This window comes from Acinetobacter sp. ANC_7635 (assembly GCF_056779945.1).
Genome location: NZ_JBWYIS010000014.1, coordinates 40,076 through 64,752 on the forward strand (window position 1 = coordinate 40,076; position 24,677 = coordinate 64,752).

The window sequence follows — 24,677 nt, forward strand, 5'->3', positions numbered from 1 at the left end:
AATTGTAGCCCCCTTAAGGCGGTTTTTGGGAAAATGCTGATGGTTTTTTCTCATGATGTTAATTTGAGTTTTGTATGAACGATTCCCAAAAAAAATGGATGGGTAACCTCCATTTAGGTGCTAAACCAGATCTTGAAGTGGTATTAAATCAACTCACTCAAGTATTTAATACCTCTCCTTATTTCGCTTACAACGAAATGAAAATGCGTGTCGTAGAAGGTGAAATCCAAGGTTATATTGAGATGAAACCTAATCTCATTGGTAATATTTCTTTCCAAATTTTGCATGGCGGTGTAGCGGCAACATTACTCGATAGTATTGGCGGGATTGTTGCAATGGGCGAGCTTTACAAGCGTGCAGAGCCTGATATGCTGCCTGAAACTTTAAAGAAAGTTTCACGTTTAGCAACAGTGGATATGCGAGTGGATTATTTATCACCAGGGCGCGGAAAGTATTTTATTGCCACTGCTGAAGTCCTACGCATGGGTCGCAAAGGTTGTACGATGCGCATGAATATGGTTAATGATGAAGGTAAAGCAATTGCAACAGGTATTGCTTCATACGCATATTGAAAAATCTATGTATCTCTTATAAAAAAACCGCCCTTGTAGGCGGTTTTTTATACTAAACATCTGATCTTGAACGTTTTAACGCACTATTCCATTGATGTAAATGAAATTGACGTTGATCTTCAGACATTGTTGGCTCAAAGGCTTTTTCCAATTTCCATGATGCCGCAATATCAGACGGATTTTTAAATACACCTGCAGTTAAACCTGCCATTGCCGCAGCTCCCCAAGCCGTTGACTCCAAAAGTTGCGGTCTTAACACAGGAACATTCAGTAAGTCGGCTTGAAATTGCATTAGCATATCATTTTGACTCGCACCACCATCTACACGTAATTCTTTTAAAGGGTTTCGAATATCAGATTGCATGGCATTCAAAACGTCAGCGACTTGAAATGCGATTGATTCGAGAGCTGCTCGCGCAATATGTGCTTTATTTGTCCCTCTAGACATACCACATAATAATGCGCGGGCATCCGTATCCCAATGAGGTGCTCCTAAGCCTGTAAAGGCAGGAACAAGTACGACACCATCGGTACTGTTAACTTGACATGCCAATTGTTCAATTTCTTGGCTACTTTGAATAATTCCAAGTCCATCACGTAACCATTGCACAATTGCACCAGCCATAAAAACACTACCTTCAAGCGCATACGAGGTGTGTTCTTTACATTGCCAAGCTAAAGTGGAGAGGAGTTGATTTTGACTCAGTTGAATTTGATCACCTGTATTGAATAACATAAAGCAGCCAGTACCATAGGTGTTTTTTGCTGAGCCTACGTCAAAACATGATTGACCAAATAACGCTGATTGTTGATCACCTAGAATCCCTGTAATCGGAATTTCTGCACCTAAGAGTCCTTTGGCTGTATTGGCAATATGGCAATCAGAAGCCACGATTTTGGGTAGTATTGCTTTTGGGATATTAAATAGTGCGAGTAATTCGTCATCCCATTGCTGGGTATGCAGATTCATTAACATGGTTCTTGAAGCATTCGAGACTTCAATCACGTGTTCAGCACCTTGAGTGAGATTCCAGACTAACCAGCTATCAATGGTTCCAAAAGCCACTTCGCCTTGTTCCGCACGAGCTCTTAAACCATCAATATTTTCAAGTAACCACACTAATTTTCCAGCACTGAAATAAGGATCAATGCGGAGTCCTGTGGTGAAATTTATCTTGGTTTGTAAGTCTTGTTGAATGAGGGAATTACACCAATCACTTGCTCTGCGATCTTGCCAAATAATCGCAGGGGCTAGAGGTTCACCAGTTTTTTTATCCCAAATCACTGTCGTTTCGCGTTGATTGGTTAGGCCTAAAGCTTTGATATCTTTAGGCAGTAATCGTGCATCAGCAATTGCTTGCTGTACCACTGCGATTTGTGAGCTCCAAATCTCTTGTGCATTTTGCTCTACCCAGCCTGACTTTGGGGTTCGTATTTTAGTTTCTCTTTGAGCTGTTGCATGAACGTTTCCATGTTCATCAAAAATGATCGCACGACTTGACGTCGTCCCTTGATCTAGTGCAAGTAAATAACTCATAAAATATGCAATTTTGAACTTGAAAAAAGAGATTTTATCTCAATTATTGGAATAAGCGCATGTGTATGTTTAATTGTTGTGAAATTAGAGGTCGTATTTTCAAACTTTTATGCTATGATTGCGTTGTACTTTGGGGATGTTCCTGGCTTCGACGCTGGTGATGAAACTCATAGATGCATGCCGAGAGCGCATTTTCTCTCGTAAATAAAATTTGCATTTTAAATAGTCGCAAACGACGAATCTTACGCTCTAGCTGCCTAAGGGCAGCTTGTCCGCATCTCTGAATACTTGTGGTTAGAGATCCCGACTGAAGCGCACGCACACAAGTCCGTATAACATCAAGCCTTGGGGTGTTGTACTAAACTTAAAGGATCGCTCTCTTAACCCTGTTCGTCGGGTCTTTGAGGGTTAAAATAATAGACGATATCTAAGCATGTAGTAATCTCGAGTGTAGTGCTTGCGGACGCGGGTTCGACTCCCGCCATCTCCACCAAAATTCTTGTTATAAAAAAGCCACTTATATTAAGTGGCTTTTTTATTGCTAATTAAAACTGATAAAACGAAAAAGTACGATGCTTATTTAATATTCGTATGGGTAGGGGGAGGCATATGGAACTGAAGCAACTTAGATACTTTATTACGATTGTTGAGTCAGGAAGTTTAGGTAAAGCTGCGCAGAAGTTAGATGTGGGCACATCAGCACTTAGCCAGCAAATTGCAAAGTTAGAAGATGAGCTGTGTACAAGGTTATTGCAACGTAACTCTACAGGTGTGACTCCAACGCCTGCAGGTTTAGCTTTTTTCAAACAGGCACAACTTTCACTTCGTCATGCGCAATATGCAATAGAAGCGGCGCATTCATCACGCTTGACAGGTCATGTGAGTGTGGGATTTTCACCCAGTATTGCATCAGTACTCGGCATTCCCTTCATGCAACTAATGTCGGAGCGTTATCCCGATATAAAAATTCATTTAGTCGAGAGCCTATCTGGTAATCTCACCAATTTAGTCAATGCAAGGCAACTAGATATTGCGATCATTTTTACTAAAGATGTCGATAGTAACTGGGCTGTTCAACCTTTATTGAAAGAGCAAATGTTCATGATGGCCAATTGTGCTTTGTTAAAAGAGCAGGGTTATGAACAATGTATTTTAGAAGGAAAAATTGATTTAGAAAAAGTGAATCGCTTACCACTTGTATTGCCAAGTCAGAGACATGGTTTGCGTAAATTTCTTGATCAAAAAGTTGAATTATTAGATGTTGACTATGAAGTAGATGGTCTACATCTTCTGATGAATTGTGTTAGCAATTTAAACATGGCAACCATTCAACCTGTCAGTGCACATTTTGATTATCTAAAGTCGGATATTTGTTTATTAAAAGTGGTTGAACCAGAACTTGATCGAATTAATTATTTAATTAGTTTGGCTGAAGAAGAGCTTTCACCCGCGAGCTTAGCAACTAAAGTGGCGATTAAAAGCACAGTTAAAAGCTTGATTCAGAAAGGACTATGGCCAAGTGCTGAGTTATTAGACTTTTAACCTATTTAATTTTATTAAACACCTATTTAAATTCTGCCTATCACGTTAATTCGCACTTTTAGTCTTAAATTACATCAAATTCGAGAGGGAAGACATCGAATGCATGATGTAATTGTGATTGGCGGTGGGAATGCCGCATTGTGTGCTGCACTGACAGCAAGGGAACAAGGCGCATCTGTCTTATTATTGGAAGCTGCACCCAAAGAGTGGCGTGGGGGGAACTCTCAGCACACTCGTAATTTACGTTGTATGCATGACGCACCACAAGATGTTTTGGTGGACGCTTATCCTGAGGAAGAGTACTGGCAGGATTTGTTAAAAGTTACCGCGGGCAAGACCAATGAACATTTGGCACGCTTGGTGATTCGAAGTACAGCAACTTGTCGAGATTGGATGCGTAAGCATGGGGTGAATTTCCAACCACCGCTGTCAGGGGCACTGCATGTCGCACGTACTAATGCATTTTTTATGGGTGGTGGAAAAGCTTTAGTTAATGCCTATTTTAGAAGCGCACAAGATTTAGGTGTTGAGGTTCGCTATAGCACCAAAATTGTTGACTTGGACTTAGAAGACAATACTTTCAAAGCTGCTATTGCTGAAGATGGTACACGTTTTGAAGGAGCGGCTTGTGTTCTTGCTGCAGGTGGTTTTGAATCGAACATCGCATGGCTTAAAGAAGCTTGGGGACAAAACGAAAATGGTGAGTGGCCAGCGGATAATTTTATTATTCGTGGTACACGTTTCAACCAAGGCAACTTACTCAAATTTATGATGGATCAAGGAGCCGATATCATTGGCGATCCATCTCAATCGCATTGTGTCGCTGTCGATGCACGTGCTCCTTTATATGATGGTGGAATTTGTACCCGTATTGACTGTGTATCTTTAGGGATTGTCGTCAACAAAAATGCAGAACGTTTTTATGATGAAGGTGAAGACTTCTGGCCAAAACGTTATGCGATTTGGGGGCGTTTAGTTGCCAAGCAGCCGAATCAAATTGCCTATTCAATAATTGATTCAAAATCTGTTGGACGTTTCATGCCACCCGTATTTGAAGGCACGAAAGCAGATAGCATTGAAGAGTTAGCAGCAAAGCTCAATTTAGATGTGGCGACCCTCTCGAAAACGGTGAATGAGTTTAACCAAGCCTGTGTCGTTGGTGAGTTTAATCATACTGTGCTTGATAATTGTCATACTGAAAATTTAAGCCCTGCGAAAACCCATTGGGCTGTTCCGCTGAATCACCCCCCTTTTTATGCATACGCACTGCGTCCGGGGATCACTTTTACTTATCTCGGTTTAAAAGTGGAGGATGATGCGGCCGTTCGTTTCAATAATCGGCCAAGCCCAAATTTATTCGTTGCAGGTGAAATGATGGCTGGCAATGTGTTAGGTCAGGGTTATACCGCAGGTGTGGGGATGTCAATTGGAACGACATTTGGTCGTATTGCAGGAAAAAATGCGGCGAATGCTGCACTGATGTTGGGAGTTTAATTATGAATGCCAATGCAAAAAATTTAATTCCTATCGTGCAGTTGAGTCAGAACGAAGATCAAGTCAAACAAGCCTTACAGATTTGTAATGCTTGTCGATACTGTGAAACATTTTGTGCGGTTTTCCCTGCCATGACCAAACGTCTTGAGTTTACGCAGGCGGATATCCACTATATGGCTAATCTTTGTCATAATTGTGGTGCGTGTTTACATGCTTGCCAATATGCGCCACCGCATGAATTTGGCGTCAATATTCCGCAAGCCATGGCACAAGTTCGATTAGAGACTTATCAAGAATTTGCAGTCCCTGCTGTATTTGGATCAATCTATCAAAAAACAGGCATTCCACTGGTTTCTGCAATGTCAGTACTATTTTTCTTACTGATGTTGGCAGGTGTTTGGATGAATGGCACTGATCTATTTGGTCGCTACCAAGGTGATTTCTACACCATTTTTCCTCACAATTTCTTAGCAGTGCTGTTTGGTTCAGTGTTTATTTTAGCGTTTGTGTTATTGGGTTTAGGCATTGCAAAATTCTGGAAGCAAACCTCTAAAATTATTCCTGAAGGCGTGGCGCAGCCAGATATTCTACAAGCTTCTAAAAATGTTCTCACGCTCAAATATTTAGATGGTGGGCATGGTAAAGGTTGTAATGAAGAAGATGATCGATATACACAAATCCGTCGTGTTTATCATCACTTCACAATGTATGGCTTTTTACTCTGTTTTGCAGCAACAAGCGTTGCAACGTTCTATCACTATTTTCTTGGTCTTCAAGCACCATATGCCTACAGCAGTTTACCCGTAATTTTAGGTACGTTGGGTGGGATTGGCTTAATCATTGGCCCAGTAGGATTGTTATATCTCAATATTAAACGTCATCCTTTACATGGTGATGTGAAGCAAAAGCCAATGGACCGTGGATTTATTTTCTTGCTTCTGCTGATCAGTGTCACCGGTTTATTGCTCTTGGCATTTCGTGATACCTCGGCAATGGCATTACTCCTGATAATTCATCTCGCAACAGTTATGACTTTCTTCTTAACAATTCCCTTTGGTAAGTTCGCTCACGGTTTCTATCGCAGTGCAGCTTTATTAAAGTTCGCTGTGGAAGAGCGAATTGCAAAACAACGAGCTAAAACGAAGTAAACACCCAAACCAATCTAGGCCAGAGGTTAGATTGGAAATAGGTAAAACATGGACATACATCAATTAATAATTCAGCAATAAGGATAGTTTGCTATGAAAAAAATGAAATGGTTAGCATTGGCATGTACTGGTGCTGTATTGGTAGGTTGTGGTACAGGAAATGCAGCAAAAGAACCAGGGCAACCTAAACGTGCAGAATGTATTGCACCCGCTAAGCCGGGGGGGGGATTTGATATGACCTGTAAGCTGATGCAATCCGGCTTTAAAGAGACAGAGGTGTTAGCAGAACCTATTCGTGTAACGTATATGCCGGGTGGTGTAGGGGCAGTGGCATATAACAAAATCGTTAACAATGACCCAGCGAACGATAATGCTGTGATTGCATTTTCCACAGGCTCACTATTGAACTTGGCCCAGGGCAAATTTGGTAATTTCACAGAAAAAGATGTGAAGTGGCTTTCAGGTGTTGCCGTTGATTATGGGCTTGTAGCAGTTCACAAAGATTCACCACTGAAAAACCTTGATGATTTGATGAAGGCATTACGTGAAAATCCGAAGAAACTCAGCTTTGGTGGTGCAGGTAGTGTTGGTGGTCAGGATTGGATGCAAACAGCAATTTTAGCGAAAAAAGCAGGCGTGAATCCTGCCGATATGAGCTTCGTTGCATTAGAAGGAGGTGGCGAAGTTTTAACCTCACTCTTGGGGCAGCATATACAAGTGGGTGTAGGTAATGTCAGTGAAGTTGGTTCACATTTAGACAGCGGCTCAATTCGTATTTTAGCGGTGTTTTCCAAAGATAGATTGGAAGGTAAATTTTCAAATCTACCTACCGCAATTGAGCAAGGCTATGACCTTGAGTGGCCTGTCATTCGTGGTTTCTATGTGGGACCAAAAGTCAGTGATGATGCTTATCAGTGGTGGAAAAAAGCCTTTGAAAAAATGATGGCAGATCAGAGATTTGATGCAGTACGTGACAATCAAGATTTACTACCATTTGAAATGACTGGCGACGAACTAGCAGCGTATGTCTATAAGCAAACCAATGAAATGCGTCAGTTATCGGAAGAATACAAATTATCAAAATAATCAACAGACTGAGTTAGGACGGTTGTTCTAACTCAGTTTTGTTTAGAGGGAAGCTGATGAAATCTGAACGCATGCTTACAGCCATCATTACTGTTATTGGATTGGGCTTATTGATCTACGCATTGAACTTTCAAGCCCCCATTTCTTACGACCCAGTCGGACCAAAAGCCTTTCCGGTGCTCCTCATGAGCTTGATCACTTTCAGTGCTTTTTACTTAACGGTTCGGCCAGCCATTATGTTTGAGGTAGTTGAGCTAGGGTGGACAAAGCACTTGGTTGGTAAATTGGTCCTGTGTGTAGTGGCTTTGACAATCTATGCTGCTGTCTTTGAGTTTCTTGGATTTATGGGGGCTACTTTGTTACTCACAATCGCACTTGGACGTTTGTTTAACGGCAAAATGATCCCGATTGTAATCACCAGTATTGTCTTAAGTCTGAGTACTTATTATCTGTTTGACCGTGTGTTAGACGTGCCTTTACCGCTTGGGCTCTTTGGTTAAGGATAACAACCATATGGAAATATTAAATTTTTTAATGATGGGTTTTGAGGTTGCCTTACAACCGAAAAACTTATTAATTGCCTTTATTGGGGCTTTTATTGGAACTGTCGTCGGTTTATTGCCCGGTTTAGGTCCAATCAATGGTGTTGCGATTCTTTTACCATTTGCTTATGCCTTAGGTTTACCCGTCGATAGCGCACTGATTTTATTGGCTGCTGTATATTTGGGCTGCGAATATGGTGGCCGTATCTCCGCAATTCTTCTAAATGTGCCTGGCGATGCGGGCGCTGTGATGACCACCTTGGATGGTTATCCTCTTGCACAACAAGGTAAAGCAGGGATTGCGCTGTCATTATCTTCAGTCAGTTCCTTTATTGGCAGTACGATTGCATTTATTGGGATTGTGTTATTTGCACCGCTTTTAGCAAAGTGGGCAATTGCATTTGGTCCTGCTGAATACTTTGTATTGATGGTTTTTGCGATCGTTTGTTTAACGGGATTGGTGAGTACCCAACCTGTTAAAACCTTTCTTATGGCATTAATGGGGCTGGCTCTTTCGACTGTTGGAATGGATGCAATTACCGGTGTTTACCGTTTTACTTTTGATAGTGTCGGTTTAAGTGATGGGATCGCCTTTACTACACTCGTGATTGGTCTATTTAGTATCAGCGAGATCTTACTGTTACTTGAACGTACTACCATTGGTAAAGTCGTATTACAACAAGGTAAACGCTCTTTATTTAATGTCAAAGAATTCTTTAGTTCATTGGCAACCATCATTCGTGGCTCATTAATTGGTTTCTTCTCAGGGATTTTACCCGGTGCAGGTGCGACTGTAGCTAGTGCCATGGCCTATACCACTGAACGTAAAATGGCGAAGGACAACAGTCAGTTTGGTAAAGGTGATTTGCGTGGACTTGCTGCACCTGAAAGTGCCAACAATGCTGCGGCCTGTGGTTCATTTGTTCCCATGTTAACCCTTGGCGTGCCAGGTTCAGGGACTACAGCGGTCATGATGGGTGCATTATTAATGTATAACATTGCACCTGGGCCACAACTGTTTACTGAGCAACCAACTTTGGTATGGGCACTGATTGCTTCATTAATGATAGGGAACATTATTTTGCTTGTACTGAACCTTCCATTGGTTGGTTTCTTCGCAAAAATGTTGAGCGTACCTAGCTATATCTTGATTCCAATTATCGCAACCGTGAGTTTTATTGGGGTTTATGCGATTCATAGCAATATCTTTGATCTGTTGCTATGCCTTGGTTTGGGTGTGTTTGGCTATATCTTACGTAAATTTGACTTCCCACTTGCACCGCTCATTTTAGGTTTCGTATTAGGTGAGTTGATGGAATCGAATTTACGCCGTGCGTTGTCCATCTCTCAAGGTGAACTTAGCATTTTATGGAGTAGTCCAATCAGTATTGGTCTTTGGGTGATGTCCGCACTGTTACTGATCCTACCGATTGTACGCAAATACCTATTTGTAAAAAAACAAAAATCAATCTAACCCAAGCTGATGGTCAACATGATGTTGACCATCATTGGTGAGGAATATGGAAAACATCAAATCGAATGCCAAAGGATTGGCAATTGCCTTCATTGGTGCATGGCTTGGTATTCTTGTTGGTCTACCACTACCTTGGTTATTAGGTCCACTTCTGATCACGCTTATCATTGGCAGTTTTGGGATATCTAATCCATGTCACGTCCGCTGGCGTCAGACAGGGCAAGTGATTATTGGTATGGTTTTGGGGCTGTATTTCACACCGGCGCTTGTGAAAGCATTATCGATTTATTGGATCTTTATCTTGATGGGTATTTTATGGTCCATCGTGCTGAATTTGATTTTAGCGACTCTTCAATATTTTTTTAATCGCCTAGATTGGTCAACGGCGTGGTTTGCATCAGCGATTGGTAGTGCTAGTGAAATGGTTAATATAGCTGAAAAATATCAGGCACAGGTCGATAAAGTTGCAGCCATACATAGCCTAAGAATTGTGATTCTAGTTGTGTTATTACCCATTTTTATGAGCCTTTATTTGGAAGTTGATTGGCATACAACAGTGATGACCGTGCAGCATTTTGATGTTAGCTCCACCATTTTGATTTTTTTATTAGCTTTAGGCATCGCAAAATTATTTGAGCATCTCAATGTGCTGAATGCTTGGATTTTAGGTCCGATTATAATTATTGGTTTGCTGTCTTACATCGGTATGCTTCAGCATAGTTTGCCTAGTTGGTTGATTGCATTTGGACAACTCTGTATCGGTTGGTCATTGGGCAGTAAATTTCCATTTGGCTTTCTAAAAGACAGTAAACGTTTTTTATTGCTCACGATTCTTTTTAATTTATTGGCATTGATGCTCTCAATTATATTTGTTTTTGGACTCATTCAATGGGCTTCAGTGGATGAAAAAGTTCTATTACTTGGACTGTCTCCGGGGGGGATTGCTGAAATGTCCTTAATGGCAAAAGTATTAGGTCTATCGGTGCCAATTATTGTGGCATTTCAGTTGTCGCGCTTAATTTTTGTGATTCTTACCACAAAATATTTTTATCAAATTACTCACAAAATGTTTTTTTAAATATTGTTTGGATTCTAAATTAGAGCACGCATGAATAGCAGTGTTTATGATCTAATTTCTTATGCAGACAGTTTGTATAGAGTCAAAAGAGATGGATGATTTTTAAAACTCATTCAAAACCAAGATGGGGAAATATGTCTTTATACTATCAAAAATAAACCTCCAGCTTTAAAATAAGCACAATATCAAAATGAAGCCATGTGTTTAATGACAGTTTCAAATTGTGGCGACCTACTCAAATATTTACATCAGCGCACTACCCTCATTTGTTTGGAAGCTTTAAAGATGAAGGCTTAGCGATTTAGTATATGGATCAGACGAGTGCTGAAATTTTGAGATCCGCAATGAAAAAGAAATCATACGTGATTCAGTACTTAACAAAACATTCTCCCATCATTTATTAGGAGGTGATACGATTCAATCCTAAGGTGGGGAGATATCTTCAAAATCATGATGCCCATTTTTGGGAACACTTAGTTGAACCAAATATATAAGTCATTCACTATTTAAAGGATCCATCTCAATAAGTCATAGATCTTGCTTAATCTTTTAGATCTAAAAAGACATGATTTTTTTAAAATAAAAAATCAGTTTGTGATCGATATATGCTTAACCACATACCGAACCAGTAAGAGGTTGATTCCTATTTTCTAAGTGCTTGACTGAACTTGCAATACTGATTGAAAGTTGATCAATGGCTTTTTGCGAAACAGTGACTAAAGTATTTAAGTCTTTAGATTTTTGTGGAGTTTCTTCATAAAAACTCATCCGACAACTGAGTTGATGACGTTGAGGTAATGTTTGAGCGTTTTTGGGTGTGAATAAGGGGCGATTGGGATCATCATATCGTAAAGTCCAAGTCGCATTCATGAGCATAAAGCGTTGCTGATTTGATTTTTCGATGAAATCGAAGTTAGAAAAATCTAAGGCAATTCGATAAGCTGCTTGTCCACCAGTCATACCACTATTATAACGATCCACTGCACCTAATGTTTGCTGTAAACGCGCAGAAACAGCATCTCTCAATTCAGCCGATAAAGTAGATGTCCAACGATCATCGAACAATACTTTAGCCTGCCCATTTTCTTGTTGAATTACCAATGGAATTCGGTTTAAACGATCGGATAATCCAACAGGAAGCACCTCAATCATCCTCACTTTTTGATTTGACGAAGATGATGTTAGCGTTTGAGTGCTCAATGAATAGAACTTAGGCGTAGGGGATGAAGAGCACCCACTGACGATGAGTGCAAACAAACCAACACTCAAGCTTGAAAGGACTTTTAGGTAGCAGCGTTGCTGAGATTTCAATAATTTATTCTCTGTCATCTTTCTTCGGCTCCGCTGTTTTTCCACGAATCAATGACTCAGGATTTTGTTCTATTTGATCTGCCATTAACTGCAATGAAGCTGCGGCACGGGTAATTTGTTGTAAAGCACGACGTAGATCTTGTTGTAATGGTGCATCACTTGCCAAGATGGTTTCAGAAGACTGAACTGTTTTACGAACATCATCCAAAGTGGCTTGTAAATTAGGCGCAACTTTGCCATCCAGTTGATCGACCAAACTTTTTGAAGATTGTATAGTTTTATCTAAGTTTGCCAAGGTATGACGAACGTCCTGACCAATTTCAACCAATGGAAATTTAGATACATTATCGGCGATTTGGGACACTTGTGCTTGAAGGCCTTTTAATTCTGTAGGAGTTGTTGGAACTTCAACTACACCATCATTTCGACGGATTGCAGTGGCATATTTAGCTTTAGGGAAAAGATCAAAGCTAATGTAGTTTTGACCTGTAAGTAAATTGCCAGTCCGCATTTGAGCTCGCCAACCACGCTCAACAAATTGCTTGAATACTGTACCTTGCGGGTCCAACTCATGACCTCCAGCAATACGTGAAGGATAAACTTCAGCATCAACACGCATTCGAATTTGCGAGTGATTATTGTAGAACTCAGTGTTGATTTTTTTTACAGTACCGACTTCGACACCCATGAAATCAATTGGAGCTCCTACTGATAAACCTCGCAATGACTCATTGAAATACATTACGATCCGTCTTGGATTAAGATCAGGCTCTTTAAGCGCAAGCTTTTCAGAGTCAAATAATTCAAATTTCATTTTATTCGGAGCAGGAGCTGCATCAGAATTTTCAGGATAACCGAATGCGATCCCTCCCGAAATGATGCTTGCCAAAGATTGTGTGTTTAAACTAAAGCCCGAAGCATTCAAATTGACATCTACACCACTGGCTTGCCAGAAACGCGCATCTGTGGTGACAAATTTGTCATAAGGTGACTTAATGAAAGTTTGAAGTTCAACGCTTTTTCCATCATCAGCCAGTTGGTATGAGGTTACTTGTCCAACGTTGATTCTTCGATAATAAATAGGTGAACCGAAATCGAGCGAACCTAAATCTTGTGCCTTTAAGAAAAAGATTTTTCCAGGAACATCGGAAGTCACGACGGGTGGAGTTTCTAGCCCTTTAAATGAAGTGGTTTTGACATCTGATTTACCGCCATCTACTTCAATATATGCGCCAGAAAGTAAAGTATCGATACCTGAAACCCCACTTGCACCAATACGTGGTCTCACTACCCAAAAACGTGAATCTTCCGTAGCAAAATTACTGGCATCTTTCCGAAGTTCAATTTTAGCAATGATATGAGACCGATCTTCCGAAAGGTCAATTTCGCGTACTAGACCCACATTGACTTGACGATAACGAACTGTAGTTTTGCCAGCTTCAATGCCTTCTGCAGTCCTAAAAGAAACCTCAATAACAGGACCAGTATTCAAATACGCCTTGAGAGCTAATGAAAATGCAATGAGTAATGCCACAATTGGAATAATCCAAATGAGAGAAGGTTTCCATTTGCTACGTTTCTTATCAGGTATACCGACCTGACTCAGAACTTGTTCATCATGAGGATGACCATTACTCGATTGGTTTTCTGACATAGTTATTGATCTTATTAAATCGTAATGTGTTTGTTGTTTGTACGCTTCATCATATGAATATCAAGCAAGAAGTGAAAGGGTTTTATGTAAATCTCAATGTTCTGTAGCGTCATTTTTTTTTTCATGCTGACTCAGGATTGAAACGTAATAGTTGTCCCAAATGATTCTAGGATCAAAACTCAGTGAGGCTAACATGGTCAAAACCACAACTGCACCAAAAGCAACTGCACCTGTGCCTGCTAAAATAGTTGCCAATGATTGAATTTGGATAAGTGCTGCGAGCATGGCGACAACGAAAACATCAATCATTGACCAACGGCCAATAAACTCCACGACTCTATACATGATCGAGCAATGCTTCGGTGAGAGGTGAATTTTTTTTGAGGCTTGTAAATGTACAGCACTGAGCAGGAGAGCAAGGATGACCAATTTCAGTAGTGGAATAAATATACTGGCAATAAAAATAACGGACGAAACGAAATAGTCACCACTTTTCCAGAAATAGATGACTCCACTCATAATAGTGTCTTGTTGACGACCAAGAATAGATTCTGTAATCGTCATCGGTAAAACATTGGCTGGTATATAAAGGATACTTGCTGCAATTAAATAAGCTAAAGTTCGTTCTAAACTTCGGGTTTTACGGGTATGTAATGGGCTATCACAACGGGTACAGCGGGATTTTCGTGCTTGTTCCATGGCAGACAAGGACGTCATGCGGTTGAGTGTTCCACAGCAATGACAAAGTGTGAGCTCAAGATCAATTGCACGCGGTGCAAGCGTTTCTAATGAGACAGGTTTCTGCACAGGGTGTGGCGAATGCTTCATCTGATCGGGTTGATTCGTATGAGTGGAAGTAATGGTCATGAGATTTGATTTCCATCAATTACATTCCATAGATCCTTGATTTTGATTGATACTAAATAGACCAACAAAACACTTAAAATGGCAAATGCCCATAAGGCAATTCCAGGAATCACAACCACCATCCCCACTAATTTCACCAAGGTGACCAAAACGCCAATCAGAAATACTTCAACCATTCCCCAAGCTCTCAGTTGAAAGAGTGACCGTAATGCGAGTTTAAGTGATGCATACTGTTGGGTTGCAATAACATTTTTATTAAACATTGCCATCAAAAGAATATATCCCATCAGAAGTAAGTAGGCTAAAGGGACAACAAAAGTGGTCATCAGAATAAGAAAGCCTACAAAAGCACGATCAGCCTCGAACATTGCCCAAGCCGCACCCAATAATGTGGTTTCTGAATAAATGCCTTGGAGTTCAACTTTGACAATTGAAAAACTATTGGCAATCGCAAAGATAATTAACGCAGTACAGACTAAGGCCAACAGTGTGTTAAATGTTGGAATTTTACGATAGAGCTCGGAACCGCAAGCCGAACAATAGGCACGTTCATTCTTATATAAATCGGATTTACGAAAGAGCGTATCGCACTCTTCACAAGCAACATAATTTTGATTGATTTGCACCATTCTTAAATCAGGGTCGCGTTTAGAATCCGATACAGTTTCTACATTCGTTTCAGACATCGTTGTCTCAACTTTTTCATCAATATTCTTGGTTTTTTATTTCTCCCTATAGTTTATATCGAGATTCAATAGGTTTGCCTATGATTATTTTGTTGAATCGAGATACATACCTTCTCGGTTTGGTTTATCAGTGTGCAGTCATGTAACTCAACGAGGGTATAAAAGGGGTTGAAGTGCTCATTGATCAGCATTTGTGTAGTCAAAATGAGGGTGAGTTAAGTTTATATGATGAAATTAAATTAATATTAAATTCAATGATTCAGCGTGAAATCCAAGATACAGCGTGTGCTTCACATAAACTTCATATATCAAGAACTACACTTTATTTAAATCATAAAGATCGATTGCTTATTTTGGGATGACTGTATGTTAAAAAGCCTCATGCAATGGCTGGATAGTTGGTCCGTAAGCGTACCACATGAAGCATTGACCTCTGAGAGTAAACAGATTCAATGGCTCAGAATAATTCCTTTTATCCTACTGCATCTTGCTTGTCTGGCAGTGTTTTGGGTCGGGTTTTCTTGGTTTGCTTTTGCATTTATGTTGTTTTTTTATTTTATTCGCATGTTCGCAATCACGGCTTTTTTTCATCGTTATTTGTCACACAAAACTTTTCAAACTTCGAGATGGCTGCAATTTATCTTTATTTTAATTGGCACAATGAGTGCGCAGCGTGGACCATTATGGTGGGCAGCACATCATCGATATCATCATCGTTATACAGATACTCCTCAAGACCCACATTCATCAACGCATGGATTTTGGTATAGCCATGTTGGTTGGTTTTTAAATGAATATAATTTTTCAACGCGTAAAAGTGTCATTAAAGATTGGCTGAAGTTTCCGGAACTGATTTGGTTAGATCGTTTTAGTTTGATGATCGTCTTAATAACGGCTATCGGGATTTATGGTCTTGGGGAATGGGTTGCTTGGATGTGGCCGCATTGGGGAACCAGTGGTGTACAGTTATTGGTATGGGGAGGCGCAATTTCTACTGTTCTGCTTATTCATGCCACATTGTGCATTAACTCACTGGCTCACCATTATGGAAGCCGAGATTTTGAGACGAATGACCATAGTCGCAACAACTTATTTTTATCTCTGATTACACTTGGTGAAGGCTGGCACAACAATCATCATTTTTATGCAGGAAGTACGCGCCAAGGGTTCTATTGGTGGCAGATCGATGTGACCTATTACATCTTAAAATTTATGTCATGGTTTGGCTTGGTTTGGGGAATGAAACCCATACCAGCTCGAGTTTATGAAGCAAGTAAAATTACGCGTTCGAAAAAGGCAAAACTCCAACATTCTCAAGTTCAGTCAAAGGAATCAAGATGAAAATTGCAATTATTGGATCGGGTATTTCAGGACTTTATGCAGCTTGGAAGTTGAGTAAGTTGCATGAGGTGACCGTATTTGAAAAGAATAATTATTTTGGGGGACATACTGATACTCATCAATTAAAGATCGATGGTGAGCAAGTTGCAGTGGATAGCGGATTCATTGTTTTTAATGAACACAACTATCCTTTATTTTGTGAGATGTTGAAGGAGCTTGGTGTACAAGCTCAAAGCAGCGATATGGGGTTTTCAGTTAATAATCAGGTCACAGGACTGCAATATAACCCTTCCAAGAAATTCTCATTATTGTTCAAACCACAGAATTTTTTAAAGACCCGCTTTAGAGCGATGTTGTCAGATCTATTCAGATTTTATGCAGCAAATAAAGATCTAGATGTTGAAGAGACCGACCCGCATTACACTATTGAGCAATATTTCAACGAGCATGGATACTCGGAAGCGTTTAGGCAAGAGCATCTCTATCCGATGTGTGGTGCATTATGGTCATGCCCAGTAGAGCAAGCAGGTCAAATTCCATATAAATTTGTAGTCAGTTTTTTTCAACATCATCGTATGTTGCAACTCAAAGATCGACCACAATGGTTAACCGTAAAAGGCGGGTCTTCTAAATATATCCGTGCAATTCAAACTCAATCAAAGCATATTCAGTTTAAAAAAATAGAAGTGAAGTCAGTTAAGCGCTCAGCAAATGACGTGAGTATTGAAACGGGACAGGGGATTGAACGGTTTGATTGGGTGGTATTTGCAAGTCATGCAGATGACACATTGAAGTTGCTCGCTGAACCAACGGTTAAAGAATCAGAAATATTAGAAAAGTTTCAGTATCAAGACAATCATATGGTGTTGCATTCAGATACCAGCATTATGCCAAAATCAAGACGTCAGTGGGCAAGTTGGCATGTGCATGTCACACCGAATAGAGCGGGTCAAGTCACTCCATTTCAGCAAAATAGTGTCCATTATGGATTTAGTTATTGGATGAATCAGCTACAAAATCTGAAATGTGAAACTCAGATTTTTGCGACATTAAATCCTAATTTTGATTTAGATCCAAACAAAGTCTGGGTTCAGCGTCACTATCGTCATCCTGTATTTAATGCGGAAGCTATTGCAGCTCAGTCAAGATGGTCTGAAATAAACGGTTTAAATCGGACCTATTTTTGTGGTGCTTATTGGGGATGGGGCTTTCATGAAGATGGTGCAAGAAGTGCGTCATGGGTGGTTGAAGCCTTATTAAATTCATCGAATCAAGCCGCTTAGGAGTACTTATGCAGCTGTATCCACTTGCAATTGCAGTTGCTGACATTCGTCATCGCCGTTACTTGCCTAAGCCTTATGCTTTTCAGAGTCAGCTGACGTATTTGTGGTTTGATCCAGAACAGCTCAAACACTTCGCGCAAACTTCGATACTTTGGTCAACGAAAAAATGGAGCTTGCTGAGCCTCAATCCTGATGACTTCTTGGCAAACTATGAAGGCACGATTCGAGAGAAGGTTCTGCATGTATTGGAAGAACATACCTTAGAAGAACGGATACAGATCGCTGAAATTCGGGTGTTGGCTTTGCCGCGCACGCTTGGCTTCAGATTTAATTCTGTGGTTTTTTATTTTCTATTTAATGCCCAGCAAAAATTACAGTTCATTCTCAGTGAAATCACAAATACACCCTGGTTAGAAAGACAGGTATACGTTCACGATTGTCGCGCCGGGGGGGAGCAGCATTCCGAATATACCAGCTTCCACTTTCAGTTTGACAAAGCTTTTCACGTGTCACCCTTCATGCCAATGGATCTGAAGTATCAATGGACGTTTAGTTTGGCTGAAAAACAAAATTATGTGCTTATGCAATTGTTTAAAGAGGAAAAATTACAATTCGATGCATCAATGCGTTTTGAGTTAACCCCCATCACACTTCCTTCACAACTTCATCGCTATGCTGTTTTTAAACTATTTGAGCCGATCAAGATGGTTGCAGGTATTTATTATCATGCCTTTAAGCTTTGGATAAATAGAGTTCCATTTTATCGGCATCCCAATAAAACGAAGGACAAGCTGTGATATGAAATCATTGTTAATGGGAGAGCAATCTTCACTACCGCTGGTGTTACGTCATTTACTGAAATTAAAACACGGCCAAATTCATTTTAAAGGGATTTGGGAGGGTTCAGTCGGTGAGGTAAGTGATCTAGACGCAGTGATTGAGGTCCATGATGCAAAGTTGATGGATCTACTTTTTCGTCAGGGGGTTCTTGGTGCAGCTGAAGGTTTCATTCAAGGATATTGGACGACACCAGATTTAGTGAAGATTGTGCGAATTCTTGCGAGAAATCGCGATATTTTAGATCGTATGAACCAAAGTGCCTTAGCAAAGGTGAGTCAACTCTTGCTCAAAACTTGGTATGCATCGCGTAAAAACTCATTGGAAGGTAGTCGCAAAAATATTGCTGAGCATTATGATTTAAGTAATGACTTTTTTAAGTTATTTCTTGATCCGAGCATGATGTACTCCAGCGCAGTATTCAAAGATCAATCTATGACTTTGGAACAAGCATCCGATTATAAAAAAGAAATCATATGCCAAAAATTGAAACTTCAACCCATGGATCATTTGGTTGAAATTGGCAGTGGATGGGGTGGTTTTGCGATCTATGCTGCGCAAAACTATGGTTGTAAAGTGACCACTATTACCATTTCTCAAGCTCAATATGACGAAGCTAAAGCTAGAATTGACGCTGCGGGTCTGTCTCATCGTGTTGAGATTAAATTAAAAGATTATCGTTTACTTGAAGGTAAATTCGATAAATTGGTTTCAATTGAAATGATTGAAGCCGTTGGCGCGCAATATCTTTCGACATATTTTGAAAAGTGTCGACAGCTGTTAAAACCTAATGGTTTGGCGCTTATTCAAGCTATCACCATTGAAGATGCACGATATGAAAAGGCATTGAGTACGGTCGATTACATCAAAAGATACATTTTCCCAGGTAGTTTTATTCCTTGTATCAGCGTGATGACCAATGTTGCATCAGAACAAAAATTACGTCTAAAGCATCTTGAAGATATTGGTTTAAGTTATGCACAAACGATTCACTGCTGGCGTGAACGTTTTCTAGAACAGCGTGAGCAAGTTTTAGCACTGGGCTTTGATGAAAACTTTATTCGCATGTGGGATTTTTATTTATGTTATTGCGAAGGAGGTTTTCTCGAAGGCGTCATTAGTGATGTGCACTTATTGTTTGAAGCAAGTCCATACTAAATCAGTGAGAGGACATCTCGATGTTGCTCAATTTATTTGTGATGAATGTTTTCCTGATGCTTTGTGCATGGATTTGGGTGACATTTAATCATCGTGCAGGTTTAGTCGATGTCATTTGGAGCTTTGGAATAGCTTTAAATGTCCTCATCGCAGCAAATGTAATGAATGAAGCCCCTACATCTGTTCGCATTTTTCTAGCGATCGCGAGTGATCTTTGGTTTCTTCGTTTAGCATGGCATTTATACAGAAGATATATCCGAGAAGATGCTGAGGACACGCGTTATGCCAATATGCGCCGTGCGATGGGAGACTTTCAACATTTAGGTTTTCTTCTGTTCTTTTTATTTCAGGCTGGGTTGATCTCCTTATTCTCATATCCAATGATCAAATTGCTCAGTATACCTGCGATGCAGTGGAGTAACTCGACAGAACTGCTGCTGATTTCAGGATTAATCATGCTGGTTGCATTTATTGGTGAGGCACTCGCAGATCATCAGTTGTATCAATTTAAATTGAACCCGAATAATCGTGGCAAAACGATGGATCAAGGGTTATGGAAATATTCACGCCATCCGAATTACTTTTTTGAATGGATACATTGGTTTGCTTATCCAATCTTAGGTATAGCGGCGGGAACGCCTTGGTTGTGGATCTATCCAGTGTTGATGTGGCTCTTTTTGTACTACATCACGGGTATTCCATTTAGTGAACAGCAAGCACTCAAAAATCGTGGTGCAAACTACAAGATGTACCAACAAAAAACATCAATGTTTCTTCCTTGGCCACCGAAAAAGTAGGTAATTACATGGATTCAATCGTTCAACAATCGTTAAAACTCATTGAAAGTGGCAAAGTTCCAGATCAAGTTATTCGTCTTGGTATCCAAGCACTTTGCAAAAAACGTCTTGAGCAAGAAGGTCGTTTTGACCCTGTATTCGCTTCACAGCGTTATATGGATGTATTAAAAAACTTGAAAAAAAGTGAAATCGCGATTGATACAGACAAGGCAAATGAACAACATTATGAGTTGCCTACTGCATTCTTTCAGGCCGTGTTGGGCAAGCGTTTAAAATACAGTGCCAGTTTATTCCATGATGCTAAAACCAGTTTAGATCAAGCTGAGGAAAATGCCCTGCAGGTCTACTGTGAACGTGCGCAATTACAAGATGGTCAGGACATCTTAGAGATAGGCTGTGGTTGGGGATCACTCAGTTTGTATATGGCAGAGCATTATCCAAATGCCAACATTACGGTAGTCTCAAACTCCAATACTCAACGTCTTCACATTCAACAACAAGCCAAAGAAAAGCAATTTAACAATTTGACAGTTATCACCTGTGATGTAAATCAACTCGAGTTGGAGCAAAACTCTTTTGATCGTGTTGTATCCGTTGAAATGTTTGAGCATGTTCGAAACTATCAGCGATTATTTGCCAATATTAGCCAATGGCTCAAAGCAGATGGTTTATTGTGGTGTCATATTTTCTGCCATCGATTTATTCACTATCCATTTGAAGTTAAAAATGATTATGACTGGATGTCTAAATATTTTTTTACAGGGGGGGTAATGCCTGCTGTTTCGACTTTCCTGCACTTTCAGGATCATTTACAGTTAGAAAACCAATGGCAATGGTCTGGACAACAGTATGAACATACAGCCAATGCATGGTTAAATAATATGGACCAAAAAAAGGACTTACTTAAACCACTATTTAAGCAAACTTATGGTCAAGATGCGGAAATCTGGTGGCAACGTTGGAGAATCTTTTTCATGGCTTGTGCAGAACTATTTGGTTATGACAAAGGTCGTGAATGGGTGGTCGGCCATTATTTGTTTAAGAAGCGAGCTGTTTGAAGTTCAAACTAAGCTTAGCGATAAGGTGAAGAGGGTACATGTCCATGATGAGGCTATTTAGGGATAAACGCGATCATCCTTTGGGTGAGGTGTTTAACCGCTATTATTGGCTACAAATTGGTCTTATTGCCTTATCTATTGTGATTGGGATTGGTTGCAGTGCTTGGGTCATTAAAGGAACATTGCTGACCACAGCGCTTGAACAGGAGATGGAGCATTACTGGCAGCGTATGGAGCGTAATCCAGAAGCTGCTTTACCCGACACTAAAAATTTATATGGATATCGTTGGTCCGATGACGAGTTAGCCCCCTCTGAATTTCGTAATTTAAAACTCCAATCGGGTGTACATCGACACTATATTGATGGTAAAGACAGGATGACGGTTTATGGGACACGCAATGGTGAACACGTTTTTTTAGTGTTTGGTGAAAGTAATGTTAATAAGCTTATTTGGCTGTTTGGTTTAGCGCCACTCATGGTCAGCTTATTTTTGCTATACAGTGTGCTGTGGTGGTGGAATCGCCGTGCACGCCGCTATTTTTCGCCCATCACACGCTTAGCCAATGCACTCGAACATATCGATTGGGAACATCAGAATAATCGAGCATCACCATTTAAAGAAATTAAAACAGATTCTAATTTGGAGGCTGAATATCTTAAGCAAGCACTTGAAAAATATCATCAAGTTCTAAGCGAATTCATTCAGCGTGAAAGAGACTTTACTGGCGATGTTAGTCATGAACTTCGAACACCGCTCACAATATTGAAGGGAAATGTACAACTTTGTCAGGCCCGTTATGGTGATAACAAATCCTTTACTCGATTGCAAAACACAATCGAAGATATGCAGTTATTGGTCGATACACTTTTGGCGATTGCTCGAAATACCACAAGCAATTTACAAAGTGAAAAAACCCGTTTATCTGAATTGCTTCAAGATGTTGTAAGTGACTTGAATAGTGTCAGTTTGGCAAAAGGAATGAGTATCGATTTAAACATCGAAGTTAATGAGGTCAAACGTCATTTATATCCATCGATGACAAAAATGGTGTTTAGCAATATTTTAAGAAATGCATTGAATTACTCTCAAGGTACAAGCATTAATGTCATTCTCGAAAAAAATAAAGTGTTGGTCGCAGATAATGGTATCGGGATTGATTTACCGAATAACTCTAAGGTGCAAGAACTAACGAATCAGCAGCTGCAACTCGATATCAAAGGTCATGGTATCGGGCTACAACTGGTTCAAAAATTATGTAAACAACTTGGCTGGAGAGTAGAGTTATTTGATCGTGAATACTATTTGATGACTCATCCAAAAGTTGACTTGTCACTCAGTTCAGGACTGATTGTGGTCGTTTACTTAAATGATCAGCCTCCAAAATAGCGTATTTGGGGGAATTTGATCTGAAGTGTGAATTCAGTAGTAACTAGTTTTATTCAACTGCGATCTTTAGACCTACCCCTGAAACGGTGTGTATTAATTTTTGTTCAAACGGCTTATCGACCATTTTTCTTAAATTATAGATATGGCTTCTGAGTGCATCGCTTTCTGGTTCTTCATCCCCCCATAACTCAAGCATGATCTCCTGTTTAGTGAGCACTTTAGGTGAGTTTCGCATAAGTAATTTTAAAAGTTTGAATTGAATAGGTGGCAGTTCGATCATTTGACCTGCACGTGTGATTTGCTGTAAAGCAGGGTCTAGTGTGAGATCGTGAATTTTGATTTGGCTGTTAGATACTTCTCCTAATGAGCGTTTGATCAGTGCACGAACACGATAAACCAATTCATTAAAATCAAATGGTTTGACTAAATAATCATCTGTACCAGCTCGGAAACCTTTTAATTTATCATCCAAAGTATCACGAGCAGTCAGCATCAGTACTGGGAGGTCGAGTCCCTGTTTGTTGCGAAGCCATTCACACAGGTCATACCCTGTACCGTCAGGTAAATTAATATCTAACAGTAGAATATGATAAGGATGTTGCTTGAGCAGTTGACGTGCCACATCCAAATTACGCGCATGATCAACCACAAAATTATGCTCTTCTAAAAATTCACATAATGTTGAAGCAAGTTCGTAATGATCTTCGACCATTAAAATAAAATGTTTAGTCATGGCGACACGATTAGTCCAATAATTGCTTTTTCAAAGTATCACTAAATGGAGACGAACCCAGCCAAATATTAAAATAATCATTGGCATTCATGTATTGAATTTTACCCAAAATTTTTTGATTTAAACTTAAGGTTAAAGTCTGGGTCGTATGGGTATAGCTTAGACTATAAATATCACCAGACCGAACGGGTTGGTACAATTGTGTGATCTGGTCAAGCTGATCCAACGTATTGGCTTGTTTGACATTTCGTTTAAGAAAGTGCGTTGCAGCCCTTTTAAAAGCCCATTCTGGAATATTTTGAGTATAAGCAAAGTCCATGCGAATATCTTGATTCTTCCAAGTGCTTTGACAATTTTGAGCGAAATAAGTTGCTTTACCGACATTTTTTTGTCCAACTTTGAGGTCTCCTTGACCACACTCACGCACACTTTGTGCATGCGCGAGTGGTAAGAAGAATAGACTCAAAGCAGAGAGGGTGATTATTGCGATTTTTTGAAAGGTAATAACCATGCGTATAACCCTCCAGCATATGGTAGTGAGCGAAATAAGCCATCAGCTGGGTCCCAAAAGTCTTGCTGGAACACAATTTTGTCTTGCTCATTGAGTTTTATTTCACTAATTCCATGTGATTCCATGCTTCGAGTCGTGCCGAAGATTTTAAAATCATATGCCATACGCCAATGCACATAGGCTGAGTCGTCAAAATGTGATGTGTTGAGCAATTTGACTGAAACATTACTGACACGGTTGTTCATACCTTTGAAATGTTCGACTAGATTTTCACGCTTACTAAATTGTGAAAGTGTGTCATTGATATATAAACTGTCAGCATACAGATTGCTTGCTCGGTTAGTGAATTCAGGTGTACCTAAGGTATTGAATGCACTGGTAAAACGAACCCCTATATCTTGAGCTTTGGCAGGCGTCATGGTGATGCCTTGAACTGTCGATCTTGCTTGAGCATAATCATCAGAGTAACTTGGAATACTTGCACAGCCTGATAAAAAGAGTAGAGGAAGGCTCAATGTCGCAGCCACAATTTTTTTGACGTGTTTCATGATCTCAATCCACTAATTTATTCTTATTTTTT

The 24,677-nt window shown here is 40.0% G+C and carries 23 protein-coding genes and 1 other RNA gene; 16 read left to right on the top strand and 8 right to left on the bottom strand.

The features are described from left to right. Nucleotides 1-74 precede the first annotated feature (74 nt). Nucleotides 75-572: a thioesterase family protein gene (locus AC1M89_RS12860; RefSeq protein WP_180028745.1), complete on the top strand. Its 498-nt coding sequence runs from the start codon at nucleotides 75-77 to the stop codon at nucleotides 570-572. Nucleotides 573-624: 52 nt separating this feature from the next. On the opposite strand, the gene glpK is transcribed toward AC1M89_RS12860, so the two are convergent. After that, nucleotides 625-2,109 carry a glycerol kinase GlpK gene (glpK, locus tag AC1M89_RS12865; protein WP_481614292.1) on the bottom strand — a complete coding sequence of 495 codons (1,485 nt, stop codon included), beginning with the start codon at nucleotides 2,107-2,109 and terminating at the stop codon, nucleotides 625-627. 132 nt (nucleotides 2,110-2,241) lie between these two features. Here glpK and ssrA point away from each other — a divergent pair. The 8 genes from ssrA to AC1M89_RS12905 all read left to right on the top strand — a co-directional run bounded on the left by ssrA (nucleotide 2,242) and on the right by AC1M89_RS12905 (nucleotide 10,473). Next, nucleotides 2,242-2,602: a transfer-messenger RNA gene (gene ssrA, locus AC1M89_RS12870) on the top strand. Nucleotides 2,603-2,718: 116 nt separating this feature from the next. Continuing rightward, nucleotides 2,719-3,651 (top strand): LysR family transcriptional regulator, encoded by a 933-nt coding sequence (locus AC1M89_RS12875; protein ID WP_481596554.1) that lies wholly within the window; start codon nucleotides 2,719-2,721, stop codon nucleotides 3,649-3,651. A gap of 99 nt (nucleotides 3,652-3,750) precedes the next feature. Beyond that, the gene (gene tcuA, locus AC1M89_RS12880) at nucleotides 3,751-5,145 is read left to right on the top strand and encodes an FAD-dependent tricarballylate dehydrogenase TcuA (protein ID WP_481614293.1); all 1,395 of its coding nucleotides are present in this window, start codon (nucleotides 3,751-3,753) and stop codon (nucleotides 5,143-5,145) included. 2 nt (nucleotides 5,146-5,147) lie between these two features. Beyond that, nucleotides 5,148-6,293, top strand: coding sequence for a tricarballylate utilization 4Fe-4S protein TcuB (gene tcuB, locus AC1M89_RS12885; protein ID WP_481609239.1), 1,146 nt, complete (start codon nucleotides 5,148-5,150; stop codon nucleotides 6,291-6,293). A 93-nt stretch (nucleotides 6,294-6,386) separates the two neighbouring features. Next, nucleotides 6,387-7,379 (top strand): Bug family tripartite tricarboxylate transporter substrate binding protein, encoded by a 993-nt coding sequence (locus AC1M89_RS12890; RefSeq protein ID WP_481609240.1) that lies wholly within the window; start codon nucleotides 6,387-6,389, stop codon nucleotides 7,377-7,379. A 53-nt stretch (nucleotides 7,380-7,432) separates the two neighbouring features. Further along, a complete protein-coding gene (locus AC1M89_RS12895) occupies nucleotides 7,433-7,879 on the top strand; it encodes a tripartite tricarboxylate transporter TctB family protein (protein WP_481609253.1) in 447 nt (148 codons plus the stop codon). A gap of 13 nt (nucleotides 7,880-7,892) precedes the next feature. Then, nucleotides 7,893-9,395: a tripartite tricarboxylate transporter permease gene (locus tag AC1M89_RS12900; protein ID WP_481609241.1), complete on the top strand. Its 1,503-nt coding sequence runs from the start codon at nucleotides 7,893-7,895 to the stop codon at nucleotides 9,393-9,395. A gap of 46 nt (nucleotides 9,396-9,441) precedes the next feature. Continuing rightward, complete coding sequence (locus AC1M89_RS12905; protein ID WP_481609242.1) at nucleotides 9,442-10,473, top strand: AbrB family transcriptional regulator; 1,032 nt, start codon at nucleotides 9,442-9,444, stop codon at nucleotides 10,471-10,473. 609 nt (nucleotides 10,474-11,082) lie between these two features. Here AC1M89_RS12905 and AC1M89_RS12910 read toward each other — a convergent pair. The 4 genes from AC1M89_RS12910 to AC1M89_RS12925 form a co-directional block, all read right to left on the bottom strand. Continuing rightward, entirely contained in the window at nucleotides 11,083-11,802 is a 720-nt protein-coding gene (locus tag AC1M89_RS12910) for a PqiC family protein (protein ID WP_481609243.1), read from the bottom strand. After that, on the bottom strand, nucleotides 11,789-13,438 hold the full coding sequence (locus tag AC1M89_RS12915; RefSeq protein WP_481609244.1) for a PqiB family protein: 1,650 nt from the start codon (nucleotides 13,436-13,438) through the stop codon (nucleotides 11,789-11,791). The genes AC1M89_RS12910 and AC1M89_RS12915 overlap by 14 nt, the downstream gene beginning before the upstream one ends. A gap of 93 nt (nucleotides 13,439-13,531) precedes the next feature. Then, nucleotides 13,532-14,266 (bottom strand): paraquat-inducible protein A, encoded by a 735-nt coding sequence (locus tag AC1M89_RS12920; RefSeq protein WP_180000502.1) that lies wholly within the window; start codon nucleotides 14,264-14,266, stop codon nucleotides 13,532-13,534. Nucleotides 14,267-14,301: 35 nt separating this feature from the next. Beyond that, nucleotides 14,302-14,934, bottom strand: coding sequence for a paraquat-inducible protein A (locus AC1M89_RS12925; RefSeq protein WP_228143131.1), 633 nt, complete (start codon nucleotides 14,932-14,934; stop codon nucleotides 14,302-14,304). 423 nt (nucleotides 14,935-15,357) lie between these two features. Between AC1M89_RS12925 and AC1M89_RS12930 the strand changes: the two genes are divergently transcribed. From AC1M89_RS12930 to AC1M89_RS12960, 7 genes are read left to right on the top strand one after another with little or no spacing between them, the layout of a single operon-like run. Continuing rightward, nucleotides 15,358-16,332, top strand: coding sequence for an acyl-CoA desaturase (locus AC1M89_RS12930; protein ID WP_481609245.1), 975 nt, complete (start codon nucleotides 15,358-15,360; stop codon nucleotides 16,330-16,332). Next, nucleotides 16,329-17,615, top strand: coding sequence for an NAD(P)/FAD-dependent oxidoreductase (locus tag AC1M89_RS12935; RefSeq protein ID WP_481609246.1), 1,287 nt, complete (start codon nucleotides 16,329-16,331; stop codon nucleotides 17,613-17,615). The genes AC1M89_RS12930 and AC1M89_RS12935 overlap by 4 nt, the downstream gene beginning before the upstream one ends. Nucleotides 17,616-17,623: 8 nt before the next feature. Further along, a complete protein-coding gene (locus tag AC1M89_RS12940) occupies nucleotides 17,624-18,412 on the top strand; it encodes a DUF1365 domain-containing protein (protein WP_481614294.1) in 789 nt (262 codons plus the stop codon). Nucleotide 18,413: 1 nt separating this feature from the next. Next, a complete protein-coding gene (locus AC1M89_RS12945; protein ID WP_481609248.1) occupies nucleotides 18,414-19,610 on the top strand; it encodes a class I SAM-dependent methyltransferase in 1,197 nt (398 codons plus the stop codon). A gap of 20 nt (nucleotides 19,611-19,630) precedes the next feature. Further along, nucleotides 19,631-20,407 (top strand): DUF1295 domain-containing protein, encoded by a 777-nt coding sequence (locus AC1M89_RS12950; protein ID WP_481614295.1) that lies wholly within the window; start codon nucleotides 19,631-19,633, stop codon nucleotides 20,405-20,407. Nucleotides 20,408-20,415: 8 nt separating this feature from the next. Next, nucleotides 20,416-21,465 carry an SAM-dependent methyltransferase gene (locus tag AC1M89_RS12955; RefSeq protein ID WP_481609250.1) on the top strand — a complete coding sequence of 350 codons (1,050 nt, stop codon included), beginning with the start codon at nucleotides 20,416-20,418 and terminating at the stop codon, nucleotides 21,463-21,465. A 44-nt stretch (nucleotides 21,466-21,509) separates the two neighbouring features. Then, on the top strand, nucleotides 21,510-22,853 hold the full coding sequence (locus tag AC1M89_RS12960; protein WP_481609254.1) for a sensor histidine kinase: 1,344 nt from the start codon (nucleotides 21,510-21,512) through the stop codon (nucleotides 22,851-22,853). A gap of 49 nt (nucleotides 22,854-22,902) precedes the next feature. Here AC1M89_RS12960 and AC1M89_RS12965 read toward each other — a convergent pair whose 3' ends face one another. The 3 genes from AC1M89_RS12965 to AC1M89_RS12975 are packed head-to-tail and all read right to left on the bottom strand — an operon-like array spanning nucleotide 22,903 to nucleotide 24,645. Beyond that, on the bottom strand, nucleotides 22,903-23,586 hold the full coding sequence (locus tag AC1M89_RS12965) for a response regulator transcription factor (protein ID WP_481591913.1): 684 nt from the start codon (nucleotides 23,584-23,586) through the stop codon (nucleotides 22,903-22,905). 10 nt (nucleotides 23,587-23,596) lie between these two features. Beyond that, complete coding sequence (locus AC1M89_RS12970) at nucleotides 23,597-24,097, bottom strand: chalcone isomerase family protein (RefSeq protein WP_481609251.1); 501 nt, start codon at nucleotides 24,095-24,097, stop codon at nucleotides 23,597-23,599. Then, the gene (locus AC1M89_RS12975; protein WP_171260728.1) at nucleotides 24,067-24,645 is read right to left on the bottom strand and encodes a nuclear transport factor 2 family protein; all 579 of its coding nucleotides are present in this window, start codon (nucleotides 24,643-24,645) and stop codon (nucleotides 24,067-24,069) included. The genes AC1M89_RS12970 and AC1M89_RS12975 overlap by 31 nt, the downstream gene beginning before the upstream one ends. Nucleotides 24,646-24,677: the final 32 nt, after the last annotated feature.

Coding starts and splice junctions, on each gene's coding strand:
- AC1M89_RS12860 (WP_180028745.1), top strand. CDS start 75: ATGAACGATTCCCAAAAAAAATGGATGGGTAACCTCCATTTAGGTGCT.
- glpK (WP_481614292.1), bottom strand. CDS start 2,109: ATGAGTTATTTACTTGCACTAGATCAAGGGACGACGTCAAGTCGTGCG.
- AC1M89_RS12875 (WP_481596554.1), top strand. CDS start 2,719: ATGGAACTGAAGCAACTTAGATACTTTATTACGATTGTTGAGTCAGGA.
- tcuA (WP_481614293.1), top strand. CDS start 3,751: ATGCATGATGTAATTGTGATTGGCGGTGGGAATGCCGCATTGTGTGCT.
- tcuB (WP_481609239.1), top strand. CDS start 5,148: ATGAATGCCAATGCAAAAAATTTAATTCCTATCGTGCAGTTGAGTCAG.
- AC1M89_RS12890 (WP_481609240.1), top strand. CDS start 6,387: ATGAAAAAAATGAAATGGTTAGCATTGGCATGTACTGGTGCTGTATTG.
- AC1M89_RS12900 (WP_481609241.1), top strand. CDS start 7,893: ATGGAAATATTAAATTTTTTAATGATGGGTTTTGAGGTTGCCTTACAA.
- AC1M89_RS12905 (WP_481609242.1), top strand. CDS start 9,442: ATGGAAAACATCAAATCGAATGCCAAAGGATTGGCAATTGCCTTCATT.
- AC1M89_RS12910 (WP_481609243.1), bottom strand. CDS start 11,802: ATGACAGAGAATAAATTATTGAAATCTCAGCAACGCTGCTACCTAAAA.
- AC1M89_RS12915 (WP_481609244.1), bottom strand. CDS start 13,438: ATGTCAGAAAACCAATCGAGTAATGGTCATCCTCATGATGAACAAGTT.
- AC1M89_RS12920 (WP_180000502.1), bottom strand. CDS start 14,266: ATGAAGCATTCGCCACACCCTGTGCAGAAACCTGTCTCATTAGAAACG.
- AC1M89_RS12925 (WP_228143131.1), bottom strand. CDS start 14,934: ATGGTGCAAATCAATCAAAATTATGTTGCTTGTGAAGAGTGCGATACG.
- AC1M89_RS12930 (WP_481609245.1), top strand. CDS start 15,358: ATGTTAAAAAGCCTCATGCAATGGCTGGATAGTTGGTCCGTAAGCGTA.
- AC1M89_RS12935 (WP_481609246.1), top strand. CDS start 16,329: ATGAAAATTGCAATTATTGGATCGGGTATTTCAGGACTTTATGCAGCT.
- AC1M89_RS12940 (WP_481614294.1), top strand. CDS start 17,624: ATGCAGCTGTATCCACTTGCAATTGCAGTTGCTGACATTCGTCATCGC.
- AC1M89_RS12945 (WP_481609248.1), top strand. CDS start 18,414: ATGAAATCATTGTTAATGGGAGAGCAATCTTCACTACCGCTGGTGTTA.
- AC1M89_RS12950 (WP_481614295.1), top strand. CDS start 19,631: ATGTTGCTCAATTTATTTGTGATGAATGTTTTCCTGATGCTTTGTGCA.
- AC1M89_RS12955 (WP_481609250.1), top strand. CDS start 20,416: ATGGATTCAATCGTTCAACAATCGTTAAAACTCATTGAAAGTGGCAAA.
- AC1M89_RS12960 (WP_481609254.1), top strand. CDS start 21,510: ATGATGAGGCTATTTAGGGATAAACGCGATCATCCTTTGGGTGAGGTG.
- AC1M89_RS12965 (WP_481591913.1), bottom strand. CDS start 23,586: ATGACTAAACATTTTATTTTAATGGTCGAAGATCATTACGAACTTGCT.
- AC1M89_RS12970 (WP_481609251.1), bottom strand. CDS start 24,097: ATGGTTATTACCTTTCAAAAAATCGCAATAATCACCCTCTCTGCTTTG.
- AC1M89_RS12975 (WP_171260728.1), bottom strand. CDS start 24,645: ATGAAACACGTCAAAAAAATTGTGGCTGCGACATTGAGCCTTCCTCTA.